General features: G+C 73.3%; 16 protein-coding genes and 1 tRNA gene. 10 read left to right on the forward strand and 7 right to left on the reverse strand.

Annotated features, from left to right (window positions below; genetic code table 11):
- Nucleotides 1-7 precede the first annotated feature (7 nt).
- From murI to ABD249_RS05060, 5 genes are read left to right on the forward strand one after another with little or no spacing between them, the layout of a single operon-like run.
- Nucleotides 8-841: a glutamate racemase gene (murI, locus tag ABD249_RS05040; RefSeq protein WP_344341061.1), complete on the forward strand. Its 834-nt coding sequence runs from the start codon at nucleotides 8-10 to the stop codon at nucleotides 839-841.
- Between the two features lies 1 nt (nucleotide 842).
- Nucleotides 843-1,565, forward strand: a complete 723-nt coding sequence (gene rph, locus ABD249_RS05045) for a ribonuclease PH (protein WP_344341063.1) — start codon at nucleotides 843-845, stop codon at nucleotides 1,563-1,565.
- A complete protein-coding gene (gene rdgB / locus ABD249_RS05050) occupies nucleotides 1,562-2,164 on the forward strand; it encodes an RdgB/HAM1 family non-canonical purine NTP pyrophosphatase (protein ID WP_344341066.1) in 603 nt (200 codons plus the stop codon). The genes rph and rdgB overlap by 4 nt, the downstream gene beginning before the upstream one ends.
- A gap of 9 nt (nucleotides 2,165-2,173) precedes the next feature.
- Nucleotides 2,174-2,860: a metal-dependent transcriptional regulator gene (locus tag ABD249_RS05055; protein WP_344341068.1), complete on the forward strand. Its 687-nt coding sequence runs from the start codon at nucleotides 2,174-2,176 to the stop codon at nucleotides 2,858-2,860.
- On the forward strand, nucleotides 2,857-3,321 hold the full coding sequence (locus ABD249_RS05060; RefSeq protein ID WP_344341071.1) for a GNAT family N-acetyltransferase: 465 nt from the start codon (nucleotides 2,857-2,859) through the stop codon (nucleotides 3,319-3,321). Before ABD249_RS05055 ends, ABD249_RS05060 begins: the two co-directional genes overlap by 4 nt.
- 91 nt (nucleotides 3,322-3,412) lie before the next feature.
- Here ABD249_RS05060 and ABD249_RS05065 read toward each other — a convergent pair whose 3' ends face one another.
- From ABD249_RS05065 to ABD249_RS05085, 5 genes are all read right to left on the reverse strand, one after another.
- A complete protein-coding gene (locus tag ABD249_RS05065) occupies nucleotides 3,413-4,771 on the reverse strand; it encodes an HNH endonuclease signature motif containing protein (RefSeq protein WP_344341073.1) in 1,359 nt (452 codons plus the stop codon).
- A gap of 143 nt (nucleotides 4,772-4,914) precedes the next feature.
- The gene (locus ABD249_RS05070) at nucleotides 4,915-6,189 is read right to left on the reverse strand and encodes a glycosyltransferase (protein ID WP_344341075.1); all 1,275 of its coding nucleotides are present in this window, start codon (nucleotides 6,187-6,189) and stop codon (nucleotides 4,915-4,917) included.
- Between the two features lie 51 nt (nucleotides 6,190-6,240).
- Nucleotides 6,241-8,448, reverse strand: coding sequence for a glycoside hydrolase domain-containing protein (locus ABD249_RS05075; protein WP_344341078.1), 2,208 nt, complete (start codon nucleotides 8,446-8,448; stop codon nucleotides 6,241-6,243).
- Nucleotides 8,449-8,535: 87 nt separating this feature from the next.
- Entirely contained in the window at nucleotides 8,536-9,282 is a 747-nt protein-coding gene (locus tag ABD249_RS05080) for a DedA family protein (protein ID WP_344341081.1), read from the reverse strand.
- Nucleotides 9,283-9,325: 43 nt separating this feature from the next.
- Nucleotides 9,326-9,408: transfer RNA gene (locus ABD249_RS05085), tRNA-Leu, on the reverse strand.
- Nucleotides 9,409-9,488: 80 nt separating this feature from the next.
- Between ABD249_RS05085 and ABD249_RS05090 the strand changes: the two genes are divergently transcribed.
- From ABD249_RS05090 to ABD249_RS05105, 4 genes are all read left to right on the forward strand, one after another.
- Nucleotides 9,489-10,235, forward strand: a complete 747-nt coding sequence (locus ABD249_RS05090) for an SDR family NAD(P)-dependent oxidoreductase (RefSeq protein ID WP_344341084.1) — start codon at nucleotides 9,489-9,491, stop codon at nucleotides 10,233-10,235.
- A 58-nt stretch (nucleotides 10,236-10,293) separates the two neighbouring features.
- Nucleotides 10,294-11,013 (forward strand): flavodoxin family protein, encoded by a 720-nt coding sequence (locus tag ABD249_RS05095; RefSeq protein WP_344341087.1) that lies wholly within the window; start codon nucleotides 10,294-10,296, stop codon nucleotides 11,011-11,013.
- Between the two features lie 103 nt (nucleotides 11,014-11,116).
- Nucleotides 11,117-11,944: an alpha/beta fold hydrolase gene (locus tag ABD249_RS05100; RefSeq protein WP_344341090.1), complete on the forward strand. Its 828-nt coding sequence runs from the start codon at nucleotides 11,117-11,119 to the stop codon at nucleotides 11,942-11,944.
- Nucleotides 11,945-12,052: 108 nt separating this feature from the next.
- Nucleotides 12,053-12,313: a hypothetical protein gene (locus tag ABD249_RS05105; protein WP_344341092.1), complete on the forward strand. Its 261-nt coding sequence runs from the start codon at nucleotides 12,053-12,055 to the stop codon at nucleotides 12,311-12,313.
- 16 nt (nucleotides 12,314-12,329) lie between these two features.
- Here the strand turns inward: ABD249_RS05105 and ABD249_RS05110 are convergent, their stop codons facing one another.
- Nucleotides 12,330-12,542: a hypothetical protein gene (locus ABD249_RS05110; protein ID WP_344341095.1), complete on the reverse strand. Its 213-nt coding sequence runs from the start codon at nucleotides 12,540-12,542 to the stop codon at nucleotides 12,330-12,332.
- Nucleotides 12,543-12,625: 83 nt separating this feature from the next.
- Between ABD249_RS05110 and ABD249_RS05115 the strand changes: the two genes are divergently transcribed.
- Complete coding sequence (locus ABD249_RS05115) at nucleotides 12,626-12,856, forward strand: hypothetical protein (RefSeq protein ID WP_344341098.1); 231 nt, start codon at nucleotides 12,626-12,628, stop codon at nucleotides 12,854-12,856.
- A 30-nt stretch (nucleotides 12,857-12,886) separates the two neighbouring features.
- Here ABD249_RS05115 and ABD249_RS05120 read toward each other — a convergent pair whose 3' ends face one another.
- The gene (locus ABD249_RS05120; protein ID WP_344341101.1) at nucleotides 12,887-13,126 is read right to left on the reverse strand and encodes a hypothetical protein; all 240 of its coding nucleotides are present in this window, start codon (nucleotides 13,124-13,126) and stop codon (nucleotides 12,887-12,889) included.
- Between the last annotated feature and the right edge of the window lie 306 nt (nucleotides 13,127-13,432).

The following is a 13,432-nucleotide window of genomic DNA, read 5'->3' on the forward strand; positions in this document are numbered from 1 at the left end:
TGGTCCGGTGCAGCGCCCGATCGGAGTCTTCGACAGCGGGCTCGGCGGCCTCACCGTCGCCCGCGCGCTCATCGACCAGCTGCCGAACGAGTCGATCACCTACGTCGGCGACACCGCGCACACGCCCTACGGCCCGCGCTCGCAGGACGAGGTGCGCACGCTCGCGCTCGCGGCGCTCGACACGCTCGTCGAGCAGGACGTGAAGATGCTCGTCATCGCCTGCAACACCGCGTCGGCGGCGATGTACGACCTCGCGCACGAGCGCTACGAGCAGGGGATGGGCATCCCCGTCGTCGAGGTCATCCAGCCCGCCGTGCGCGCGGCGATCCGCGCGACGCGCACCGGTGCGATCGGCGTCATCGGCACCGAGGGCACCATCGGCTCGCACGCCTACCAGCGCGCGTTCGCGCAGGCCGGCATCCACCACGTCGACGCCGCGGCCTGCCCGCCGTTCGTCGACTTCGTCGAGGCGGGCGTCACGACCGGCGACGCCGTGCTCGCCGCCGCGCGCGAGCACCTCGCGCCGCTGCGCGCCGCCGGCGTCGACACGCTCGTGCTCGGCTGCACCCACTACCCATTGCTCGCCGGCGCCATCGGCTACGTCATGGGCCCCGACGTGCGCCTCATCTCGAGCGCCGAGGAGACCGCATCCGACGTGTACCGCCAGCTGTCGGACGCCGGGAGGCTCGCCCCGCCGACGACCCAGGCGACCTACGCCTTCGAGGCGACGACCGAGGACCAGGAGCCCTTCCTGCGCCTCGCCAGGCGCTTCCTCGGCCCCGAGGTCACGCACGTGGAGTTCACGCAGACGGGGGTCATCGACCTCCCGGAGAGGATCTGACATGGCACGCAAGGACGGCAGGACGACGGACGCGCTGCGCCCGGTCACCATCGAGCGCGGCTGGTCCGCGCAGGCGGAGGGCTCGGCGCTCATCTCCGTCGGCGGCACGAAGGTGCTGTGCACCGCCTCGGTGCAGCCGTCGGTGCCGCGCTGGATGGCCGGCAAGGGCAAGGGCTGGGTCACGGCGGAGTACTCGATGCTGCCGCGCTCGACGAACGAGCGCATGGACCGCGAGAGCGTCAAGGGGCGCATCGGCGGACGCACGCACGAGATCTCGCGCCTCGTCGGCCGCTCGCTGCGCGCCGTCGTCGACATGAAGGCGCTCGGCGAGCTGTCGATCGTCGTCGACTGCGACGTGCTGCAGGCCGACGGCGGCACGCGCTGCGCGTCGATCACGGGCGCGTACGTCGCGCTCGCCGACGCCATCGAGTGGGCGAAGGGGCAGAGGCGCATCCCCGCGTCCGCGCAGCCCCTCATCGACTCCGTCTCGGCGATCTCCGTCGGCATCGTCGGCGGCGAGCCGATGCTCGACCTCGCGTACGTCGAGGACTCCCGCGCCGAGACCGACATGAACGTCGTCGTCACCGGCCGCGGCCTGTTCGTCGAGGTCCAGGGCACCGCCGAGGGCGCGCCGTTCGACCGCACCGAGCTCGGCGCGCTGCTCGACCTCGCCGTCGGCGGATGCGACTCCCTCGCCACCATCCAGCGGGAGGTGCTCGCATGAGGATCGTCGTCGCGACCCACAACGACCACAAGGTCGCCGAGCTGCAGCGCATCCTCGCCGACGACCTCCCCGAGGCTGCGCTCGAGGCCTACGAGGGCCCCGAGGCGGTCGAGGACGGGGTGACGTTCGCCGAGAACGCGCTCATCAAGGCGCGCGAGGCGTTCGAGGAGACCGGCATCGCGTCGATCGCCGACGACTCCGGCATCGCCGTCGACGCGCTCGAGGGCGCCCCGGGCATCTTCTCGGCGCGCTACGCGGGCACGCGCGACGACCGCGACAACCTCGAGCTGCTGCTGCGCAACCTCGAGGGCGTCGCCGACCGCGGCGCGGCCTTCGTGTGCGCGGCCGCCTACGTCGACGGCGAGCGCGAGCTCGTCGAAATGGGCGTCTGGCGCGGCTCGGTGCTCGAGGCGCCCGCGGGCACGGGCGGGTTCGGCTACGACCCGATCTTCCAGCCCGACGACGCGCCCGTGTCGGCGGCCGAGCTGTCGGCGGAGGAGAAGGACGCGCTGAGCCACCGCCGCCGCGCCTTCCGTGCGCTCGCCGCCGTCCTCGCGGCGCCCGCGGCGCCGGCCGCACCGGCTGCCTCCGCCGACTAGCCTGACGCCATGCAGACGACCGCCGTCGAGGACTACGTGAAGGCGATCTACGCCTACACGGAGTGGCAGCCCGAGCCCGTGACGCCGTCGCGGCTCGCGACGAACCTCGGCCTCGCGGCGTCGACCGTCACCGAGATGGTGAAGAAGCTGAGCGCGCAGGGGCTCGTCGACCACCGCCCGTACGGCACGATCGCGCTCACGGACGAGGGCCGCGCGCTCGCGCTGCGGCAGGTGCGTCGGCACCGGCTCATCGAGACGTGGCTCGTGCAGCAGCACGGCTACGCGTGGGACGAGGTGCACGACGAGGCCGAGGTGCTCGAGCACGGCATGAGCGACCGGCTCGTCGAGTCGATCGCCCATGCGCTCGGGGATCCGGAGCGCGATCCGCACGGCGATCCCATCCCCGCCGCCGACGGCACGACGCGGCAGCCGAGCGCCACGGTGCTCGCCGACGCGCACGACGGCTACCTGGGCACCGTCGTGCGCATCTCCGACGCCGACCCCGAGCTGCTGCGCTTCCTCGCCGATCAGGGCGTCGAGCTCGACGAGCGCATGCGCTACGTCGGCCGCGGTCGCTTCACGGGCGGCCTGACGGTGGAGGTCGACGGCGTCGAGCACACCGTCGGCGACGACGTGGCCGCGTCGATCTGGCTCAGCGCGCCGTGCCAGGAGCCGACGCACGCGCACGAGGCGTGAGCGTCCAGGTCGTCGAGCGCCGCGACCCGGCAGCGGTCGAGCGCCTCCTGCGATCGCTGCCGGCTTGGTTCGGCATCGAGGAGGCGATCGTCGCCTACGTCGAGCAGGTGCGGACGGCCAGTGCCTCGTTCGTCGCGGTCGTCGACGACCGCGTCGTCGGTGCGGCGCTCGTCGAGCGCCGGTCGCCGGCGCTGGTCGAGCTCGCGCTGATCGCGGTGCACGCCGAGCAGCGCGGCGCAGGCATCGGGCGAGCGCTCGTCGACGCCGCGGCGACGTGGGCGGCGAGTGCCGGAGCCGCCGCGTTCGAGGTGCACACCGTCGGACCCTCGTTCGAGGACGACGGCTACGCCGCCACCCGCGCGTTCTACCGCTCCTGCGGCTTCCTGCCCGTGCGCGAGGTCGAGGGGCTCGACTGGGACGGGCCGACGCTCATCCTCGAGCGTCCGCTCGCGGTGCCGTGAGCCGACCGCGCGACGGCGTGGAGCCGCTGGGACGACGTCGAGCGCGCGCGACGGCACGGGGGCGCACGCGAGCGCGGCTCGTCCGATGACGTCAGAACGGGGTGCGGGCGGCGTCGCTCGGACTGCCCCACCGGCTGCCGGAGGGACGAGCGTTCGTGTCGGGCGGGAGCCCGTCGAACGTCGGTCCGACCGGTGGCGGCCTGTCGACGTAGGTGCGCCCGAGCGGTGAGCGCCAACGGAGCTCGCCGGGCCGGGGTTGGCTGACGGACCAGGCGGTGGCGTGCTTCATCGTGTGATGTCGCCGGCAGAGATGGGCGAGGTTGCCCAGGCTGGTCGTGCCGCCGTCCTCCCACGCGATCCTGTGGTCGGCGTCGTCGTCGCGGGCCTTGGCGGCGCAGCCGGGGAACCGGCAGTGCTGGTCGCGGGCGACGAGCAGCCGGCGCTGCGCCGCGGTCGGCACGTACGTGTCGACCTCGACCACCGTGCCGCGGACGGGATCGGTGAGCAGTCGCTCCCACGTCGTCGCGACGCCGACGAGGATGCGTGCGGTCTCGGCGTCGACGGGCTGCGCGCCGTCGAGGACGCCGGGTGCGTCCGAGGCACCGGCGAGGGTCGTGACGGGCACGGTGATTTGGACGACCGGCGCGATCGTCGACAGGAGCCCCGCGTGCTCGATCTCGGCGCCGCTCGGCGTCCGCTCGACGACCGGTGCTCCCGATCCCGTGAGCAGCAGCTCGCAGAGCGCGTCGGCCCGCCACTGGTCCGCGGTGCGCGGGTCGTCCTTCGACCTCGCTCGCGCCCCGGCGCGCAGCCGGTGGTCGATGCCCTGGGCGAGCACGGCGGGCACGTACGCGCCGATCCAGGCCATGCCGTCGTCCATCGGCGAGACGCGCACGTGCCGGCGTTCGCATGCCGCCCGGTGCCGCTCGACGAGCGGCTCTGCGAGATGCTCGTCGGCCTCGCGACGGGCGACCTTCGACACGCGTGCCGGCGTGGTCGTCTCGGCGAGGGCCACCATCTGCCGCTCGAACGTCGCGCGCTGCTCGGGCGTCACGTCGGAGGACGCGAGCACCCCGCCGGCCTCGGTGATCGCCCGCATGTGGCCTCGGCCGATGCGGCCGTCCGCGAACGCCTCCAGCACGACGGGCCAGGTGTCGACGAGCAGCATTGCGTCGCCGATCTGCCGCTCGACGGTGCGGTCGGAGACGCGCGCCTGCGCGCCGACCTCGGCCGCGACCGTGCGCATCTCCATCGCGCAGCGCTCGCTCGACGGCCCTCCTGCACGCTCGAGGGCGAGGTGGCCGAGCGCGGCGAGCAGGCGGAGGCGGTACGCCTCGAACGCCTGCACGCCCGCGTCGACGGCGGCGAGCTGCGAGAGCGCGTTCGCCTGGATGGCGTCGAGGGCGGCAGGGGTGATCCCGGTCGGGATGCCCTCGATCTGCTGCGCCATGCACCGATCCTCGCGCGGACCACCGACATGGGGGCGGCCCTTCGAGGCTCGCTTCGCTCGCACCTCAGGGAGCGGGTGGGCTGGGGGCGGCCCTTCGAGGCTCGCTTCGCTCGCACCTCAGGGAGCGGGTGGGCTGGGGGACGTCAGGCCGGCTGCAGCACCCGCTCGAAGAGGTGGTCGAAGACCGCCAGCCGGTCGAACCGCATCGCGTACGCACGCGCGCGCACGGCATGGGCCGCGCGCTCCGCCGGCGTCATGGCGAGGGCGTCGTCGAGCGCCGTCGCGATCGCCGCCGACGAGCCGGCCTCGACGATGATCGCCGTGTCGCCGACGGCCTCGAGCGTGCCGCCGCAGTCGGTCGTGATGACGGGGCCGCCGCCGGCGAGCATCGACTCGACGAGCGTGATGCCGAACGTCTCGACGAACTGCTCCGTCGGCTTCGTGGCGAGCACGTACGCCGCCGATGCCGCCATGATGTGCGGCTTCTCGGCGTCCGACACGTCGGTGAGGAAGTGGAAGCGCGACGCGGCGGGCGACGCGGCCGCGACCGCGCGCAGGTCGGCCTCGCTCGGTCCGCGGCCGACGATCGCGAGCTGCAGGCCCGCCGCCGCCTCCGACGTCGAGAATCCCGCGACGAGGTCGTCGATGCCCTTCGCGGGCATGAGTCGCGACAGCGACAGCACGTAGCCGCCTGCCGTGAGCCCGTGCCGGGCGAGCACCCGGTCGGTCTCGGCGGGGTCGAGCGCGAGCCACGAGGTCGTGTCGATCGCCGGGTACGAGATCGACACGCGGCGCCTGCACTGCTCGGCGAAGTCGGTGCCGTGGCGTGCGTCGACCGCCGAGGCCTCCTCGACGATGACGTCGCGCGTGTACTCCGAGACCGCGACGGGCACGTCCTGCGAGAGGTACGACGCGAGCACCTGCGCGGCGGCACCGAAGCGGTCGTCGGCGACGGCGGCGCGCACGACGTTCGTCACGTCGCTGCCGACGGCCTCCGCGATCGTCGTGACGCGCACGGGGAGGCCGGTGGACTGCGCGATGCGCATCGCCTCGGCGACGCACAGCGTGTGCGGCGAGAGGTAGAGCGACATGCACACGGTCGGCACGCCGTCGGTGAAGAGCTCGACGAGCCTGCCCACGACGCCGGACGTGTACCGGCCGTCGACGATCTTGTAGTCGCCGATCGGGGCGGGGCGCTCGACGACGATGCCAGGGGAGTAGGGGGAGATCGTGTCGAGCGGCTTGAGCGGCAGCCCCGCCGCCTCGAGCAGCTCGATGGGCCACGTGACGATGCGCACGTCGTCGAAGCCGCGCTGCAGCGCCGCCTCTGCGAGGTTGCGCGCCTCGACGGAGTGGCCGCAGATCACGGGATCGGCGCGCACGACGATGACGAGCCGGCGGTGGGTCTGGTGCGACATGGGTCCTCCTGGTGGTGGGAAGGCGCGGTGGTGCGAGCGGGGCGGCATGGGTCAGGCGGTGTCGGATCGCGAGGGCGGCCGGTGCACGGTGCCCCAGCCGATCGGCTCGGGGCCGAGCTCGACGTGCAGGTGGCCGCCGCGGTGCAGCGCGCGGGTCGTGAGCCACGAGCCGGGCACCTCGACGCCGTCGAGGTGCACCGACCGCACGTGCTGCACGGGGGAGCCCGGGGTCGGCTCGACGAAGCCCGCGGTCGTGAGCCGCAGCTCGCCACCCGGCATCCGCATCCGAGCCGCGCGCACCGACGGCGTCGACAGCAGCGTGACGTTCTGGCCGGCGACCGGCAGCAGCCCGAGCGTCGCCCACACGTACCAGGAGGAGATGCCGCCGGAGTCGTCGTTGCCGGGCAGGCCGCCCGCGCCGGTGCCGAACTGGTGCTCGAGCGCGGCGTGCACGACCTCGGCCGTGCGGTCGGGCCGGCCGGCGTAGTGGTACGCCCACGGCGCATCCATGTCGGGCTCGTTGTTGAGGCCCTCGAAGCGGCCGAGCGCGTAGCCGGCGAGCAGCTCGTCCGCGCCCGGCGCGACGCCCGGCTGCCGCACGGGCTCCGCGTCGAAGCCGAAGAAGCGGTCGAGCAGCGCGACGAACGCGTCGTCGCCGCCGGCGATCGCGATGCGCGCCGCCATGTCGTGCATGAGGCGGAACGAGTAGTTCCACCGGCCGCCCTCGTAGTACGTCGACTCGCGCACGAGGCCCGTCTGCGCGTCGTAGGCGTCCGGCCAGCGCGCGGCGATCTCGTCGAGCTCGCTCGCGAGCCGACGGTCACCGCGCAGGCGGGCGACGCGGGCCGTGCAGTGGTAGCCGAACGTGAGGTCGAGCATGTGCGTGATCGGATGCGCGATGCCGCCGCGCAGCAGGTCCTCGCCGTAGCCGCGCCGCAGGTCGGCGAGCATGTGCACGATCGCGAGCTCCCAGTCGACGCCCTCGAGGCCGAGCTGCGCGAGGTCGGCGATGAAGGTGTGCGCGAGCGCGGAGCCCTGCCTGGCGAAGCGGTCGGCACCGCGCGCCATGCGGTAGCCGATCGGGAAGTTGCCCTCCTCCTCGGCGGTGACGAGCAGGGAGTTGGCGAGCGCGACGGCGCGATCGGGCGCGAGCGCCGTCAGGAGCGGCAGCTGCGTGCGGTAGATGTCCCACATGGTGCACAGGTCGAAGACGAACGCCCCGTCGCGCGGCCAGAAGGGGCTCTCGTCCTGCGCGAACGCCGGCTTCACGAGCGAGTGGTAGAGCGCGGTGCCGAAGATCTCGCGCCTGCGGTCGGAGGTCGTCTCGATCGCGATGCCGCCGAGCTCGTGCTCCCACAGCGCCTGCGTCGCGGCGAGCCGGTCGTCGAACCTGCCCTCGATCGACGTGCCGCAGTCGGCGTGCAGGTTGGCGCGCGCCTGCTCGGGCCCGCGCAGCGAGAAGCCGATCGCGACCTCCACCTGGTCGCCCTGCTCGGTCGGGCCCGCCCACATGAGGCCGAACGGCCGGAGCGTCGTCGGGCGGATGGAGTCGAAGTCGAGCCGCGATCCGCCCGGCATGAGGCGGCGGTCGTACCAGAGCATCTGGCGCCAGCGCGGGCTGCGGACCTCGACGTGCACGGCGAGCGGCGCGCCCTCGACGACGATCTCGCCCTGGGCGACGCCCGGTGCGACGAGCTCGAGGTGCGCGCGCAGCGGCACGGTCTCGCCGAACGGGATCTGCAGCCCGCCGATCGAGCAGTCGACGACGACGCGCGCGTCGGCGTGCCGGGGGAACGTGTAGCGGTGCACGACGGACTTCGGGCCGGCCGTGATCTCGGCGCGCACGCCGTTGTCGAGGCGTGCGGCGTAGCTGCCGGGGGAGGCGACCTGGTCGTGCAGCCCGAGCTGCCGTCCGAGCCCGTCGAGCGGCTCCGTGAGCGGCGTGACGCGGAAGTAGTTGTAGTACTTGCGGATCGCTCCCGTGCCCGACTGCTGGAAGTGCGTGAAGCCGCTCGCGACGTCGTCGTCGCGGATGGCGGGCGGGACGCCCTCGGTCGACAGGTCGTACCGGCCGTAGCCCGTCGGATACGCGCCCGAGTAGGCGCACGCCGACACCATGCCGAGCGGGGCCGTCGCGCCCGGATGCGTGTTGCCGATCTGCGGCTTCGGCCACCACCACGTCGCGGCGATGCCGGAGGGTGGCGGCAGGTGCGTCGGAGCCGTCCCGAGGAAGGGGTCGACGTCGGCGATGCGCACCATGGAGCCATGGTGTCCACCGCCTGTGACGCCCGTGTTACGCGGGCATGACCATCTGGAGCGGCAGGTTCGGTGGGCGCCGAGGCGGCGTCAGGGCCTGGGCTCGCGGCCCGGTCGGCGGCGTGCCTCGTCGACCTGGTCCGACAGGTCGAGCGTCGAGACCTGCCCCGTGTCGGCGCCGCTGCGGCGCTCCGCCTGCACCTCGCGACGCGACTGGATGGCGTGGAACACGATGAAGCACGCCGCGAGCGCGACGACGCCCACGAGCACGAGGTCGATGTACTCGGTCACGACGTCGGCGACGCCCGGGATGTGCGCGACGGCCCAGCCGAGGAACGTGAGGCCCGCGCCCCACAGGAGCCCGCCGACGACGTCGTAGCGCAGGAAGCGCCGGTACGGCATGCGCCCGACGCCCGCCGCGACGGGCATGAACGTTCGCACGATGCCGATGAAGCGCGCGACGATGACGGCCCACGGGCCGTACTTCACGAAGAACCCGTTCGTGCGCTCGATCGTCTTGTGCGAGAAGAGGCCGGATGACTTCCGTTGGAAGATCGGTGGCCCGACCTTGTAGCCGATGAGGTAGCCCAGCTGGTCGCCCGCGACCGCGCACAGCCAGATGGCGAGCATGCACAGCCACACCGGCTGGTGGATGACGCCGGAGTACGACAGCACGCCCGTGATGACGAGCAGGGTGTCGCCGGGCAGCAGGAAGCCGACGAGCAGCCCCGTCTCGACGAAGACGATCGCGCACACGAGCACGAGCGCCCAGCCGCCCGCTCCGACGATGAGGCCCTCGACGTCGAAGAGCGCGTTGGCTGGCAGGTGATGCACCATGACCCCTTCGACGATGGTTGCCGTGACGATCGCAGGCGGACGGTGCGGGAGAGGGGACTCGAACCCCCACGCCCAGCGGGCACAGGAACCTAAGTCCTGCGTGTCTGCCAGTTCCACCACTCCCGCGGTGACGGCTCATCGTATCGGCGATCCCTATGCGATGGCCGAGTCGACGCGCTCGCCGTCGACCCTGGTTGCATGGGGGCATGCGACACACAGCACTCATCACCGGAGCGTCCTCGGGCATCGGGCTCGCGATCGCTCGAGAGCTCGCCCGCGTCGGCGTCGACGTCGTGCTCGTCGCCCGCGACGAGGAGCGGCTGCAGGCGCTCGCGGCCTCGCTCGACACCGGCGCCGAGGTGCTCGCCGCCGACCTGCTGACGCACGACGGCCTCGAGGCCGTCGCGGCCCGTCTCGCGCAGCGCGACCGCCCGATCGACATCCTCGTGTCGAACGCGGGCTTCGGGCTCGCCGCGCCCTTCCACGAGTCGACGATCGAGGACGAGCGCCGGCTCCACGAGCTGCTGTCGTTCGTGCCGCTGCGACTCGCGCACGCGGCGCTGCCCGGCATGCGCGAGCGCGGCCGCGGCTGGATCCTCACCGTCGCGAGCTTCGCCGCGTTCATCCCCTTCGGCACCTACTCCGCGGCCAAGAGCCATGCCGTCAACCTGTCGCGCGCGATCCGCTCGCGCTACGCGGACGACGGCATCCGCGCCACCGCGCTGTGCCCGGGCTTCGTGCACACCGAGTTCCACGACCGCATGGGCATCGTCGAGGACGGTCCGGCGTGGATGTGGGCGAGCGCCGAGGACGTCGCGCGACGCGGCGTGCGCGGCCTGCGGCGCAACCAGCCCGTCGTGCACTCCGACCGGCGCTTCGCCGCGATCGCGAAGGGTCTGCAGCTCGTGCCCGACACGTGGCAGGGCAGCCTCATCAACGCCTACCGCGACTGACCCGATCTCCGCGAGTCAAGCCCAGGCGCCCGCCGCCGGATGTCGACAGCGTAGAGGCATGGCATCTCGATACGCGGGTCTCCGCGCCCTCTACCTCAACGGCACCCTGACGCCCTCGCCGGGCTCGAGCCACACGGACCTCCTCATCGAGGCGAGCGCGAACGTCCTGCGCGAGCAGGGCGTCCAGGTCGACGTCGTGCGCCTCGTCGACCACGTCGTCGCGCCGGGCGTGCAGCCCGACGTGACCGAGCACGGCGCGGCACGCGACGACTGGCCGCGCATCTGGGAGCAGGTGCTCGCCGCCGACATCCTGGTGCTCGCGGGCCCCATCTGGCTCGGGGACAACTCGAGCCAGACGCGCCTCGCCATCGAGCGGCTCTACGCGCACTCGGGCGAGGTCGGCGACGACGGGCTGCCGGTGTACTACGGCAAGGTCGCCGGCGCGCTCGTCGGCGGCAACGAGGACGGCCTCAAGCACTGCACGAGCGTGATCCTGCACGCGCTGCAGCACCTCGGATGCACGATCCCGCCGAACGCGGAGGCCGGGTGGATCGGCGAGGCGGGGCCCGGGCCGTCGTACGGCGACGAGCTCGACGACGGCTCGCGCGCCGGGTTCGACAACGACTTCACGCAGCGCAACGTGACGTTCATGGCGTGGAACCTCATGCACCTCGCCGGCATCCTCCGCGCCGCGGGCGGCATCCCCGCCGAGGGCAACCTGCCGGGCGCGTGGGACGGGGGCTCGCGATGGGGGTTCCAGAACCCCGAGTACCGCTAGTCGGCGCGCGGATCCGCGTCAAGGGTCCCGCGCCCTCCAAACCCCGCGCATGACGCGGTACGAACCACCATCGACTCGACTGCTCGAAGGGAGCACCATCATCATGACCGACGTCCAGCTGCACATCACCGACTCCGGCGGCGAGGGCCGCCCCGTCGTCCTCATCCACGGCTGGCCGCTGTCGGCCGAGTCCTGGCAGCCGCAGCGCCGCGCGCTCACCGCCGCGGGCTTCCGCGTCGTCGACTACGACCGCCGCGGCTTCGGGCAGTCCGACAAGCCCGAGGACGGCTACGACTACGACACGTTCGCAGACGACCTCGAGTCGGTGCTGCGCAGCCTCGACCTCGTCGACGTCACGCTCGTCGGCTTCTCGATGGGCGGCGGCGAGGTCGCGCGCTACGTCGCGCGCCACGGCGAGAGCCGCATCCGCTCGGTCGTCTTCGCGGCGTCCGTGACGCCCTTCATGCACACGACGGACGACAACCCCGACGGCCCGCTCGGCGACGACCTCTACGGCCAGCTGCGCGGCGGCCTCGTCGAGGACCGCGCCGCGTTCTTCGAGGAGTTCGTGCGCGGCTTCTACTCCGTCGACGGCGACGTGCGCGTGGGCGACGGCGACCTGAAGGCCGCGGTCGACATGTGCATGCAGTCGTCCCAGACCGCAGCGGTCGCCGCGATGGACGCCTGGGCGACGACCGACTTCCGCGACGACCTCGCGAAGGTCACCGTGCTGACGCTCGTGATCCACGGCTCCGGCGACGCCACCGTGCCCTTCGAGGGCTCCGGCGCTCGCACGCACGCCGCGATCGCGCACTCGGAGCTCGTCGTCGTCGACGACGCGCCGCATGGCCTCACGACCTCGCACGCCGACGAGTTCGACGCCGCGCTGCTGCGCTTCGTGCAGGACGAGGCACCCGGCGTCGACGCCTGACGCGGCGGGGGAGGGCGGTGGCCGACGGCCGCCGCCCTTCGTCGTACCAGGTCGAGCCACCCGGCGCGAGGGTGCGCTCGTGCCGCCCGCGCAGCCTAGCGTCGAGGCATGCTCTTCGACCTCCAACGCATCCTCACGTTCTCCGGCGACACCCTCGAGGAGGCGTCGATCCAGCTGCGGGAGGCGATCGACGCCCTCCCGCTCGACAGCCGCATCGTCGACGTCACGACGAGCGTCGAGGGCGGTCGCGTGCACGGCATGGCGGTCGTCGACCTCATCCCCGAGGCCGACGTCGCGCCTCCGGCTGCGGTGCAGCCCGCCGCAGTCGCCGAGCCCTCGACGGTCGACGACGTCGTGGACGGCATCTGAGCCGCTCGGCGCCGGATCAGCGCGCCTCGTCCGGGTCGTGCCGCCCGCCCGGGTCCTCGAGCCAGCGGCGCCTGGCCGTGCGGGTCGGCGGGAAGGCGACCGCGAGCATGAGCGCGCCGACGAGGAGGCCGGTCCACCACGGAGCCTCGGGCAGCACGAGCGGCAGGACGAGGGCCAGGGCGACGACGAGCGCGCCGCCGATCGTCCAGTACCCGCGCCAGAACGCCATGGCACATGCTCGCAGGGGTACGCGAGCGAGCCGGGAGGCGCCGCGCAGGCCGTCCGCATAGCCGACGGTGGGAGGCTGGTCGCATGATCGCCCTCGAGCTCGCCTGCGACGCACCCGGCTGCCGCCGCGTCGAGAGCGAGGCGGCGACGCCGTCGGCGTCAAGCCTCGCCGCGAGCCTGCTCGGCCTCCTCGACGGAGGATGGACGGTCGACTCCGTCGCCGGCCGCAGCGTCTACTGCCCTCGGCACCGCGGGATGGCGCGGCCCCCCGAGGATGCGACGCTGCTCGACTTCCTCATGCCGCTCGCGACCTGACGCGGTCCGCGAGGCGCGCACCCTGCGCGGTCAGCCGCGCGTGCTCGCCGGGGACGGCGCGGACACCGCGCCGATCTCGACGTCGTCGACGTCGACGGCGCCGACGCCGTCGAAGCGCACGAGGCTCGTCGCCGACGAGGTGCGCGACTCGACGACGCCGCGGGTGCCGCGGGGCACGAACCGGCGATCGAGGCCGCCGATGTCGAGGATCGCGACGACGGCGGCCCCGGCGACGGGGGCGCCGGCGACGGGGCTGGCTGGCGTGGTCATGCTGGCGACCGTAGCCCCGGCCGCGTCCATCGCGCTGCCCCCTGCGCGGTGAGGATCGCTCGTGGTAGGCCCACCGCGTCGCCACGACCGGCGAACGGGGTACATCGGCGGGAAGATTCCTCAGCCGAGGCGCAGGGGTCGAGGATCGCCGCGTGCGACCCGGAGGCGTCGTCGCAGAGACGCTGCGTCGCGTCCACGATGCGCGACGTGCTGCCGCCACAGGCCCGTCCTGGCGCGGCCTGGCGCGGTGGAGGCGCATCCCGGGGTACGTCGTCGGCATGCCATCCGAGTCGTCCAGCCGTGCCG

It is taken from the genome of Agrococcus versicolor, from assembly GCF_039531815.1.
In the GTDB taxonomy this organism is placed as follows: domain Bacteria; phylum Actinomycetota; class Actinomycetes; order Actinomycetales; family Microbacteriaceae; genus Agrococcus; species Agrococcus versicolor.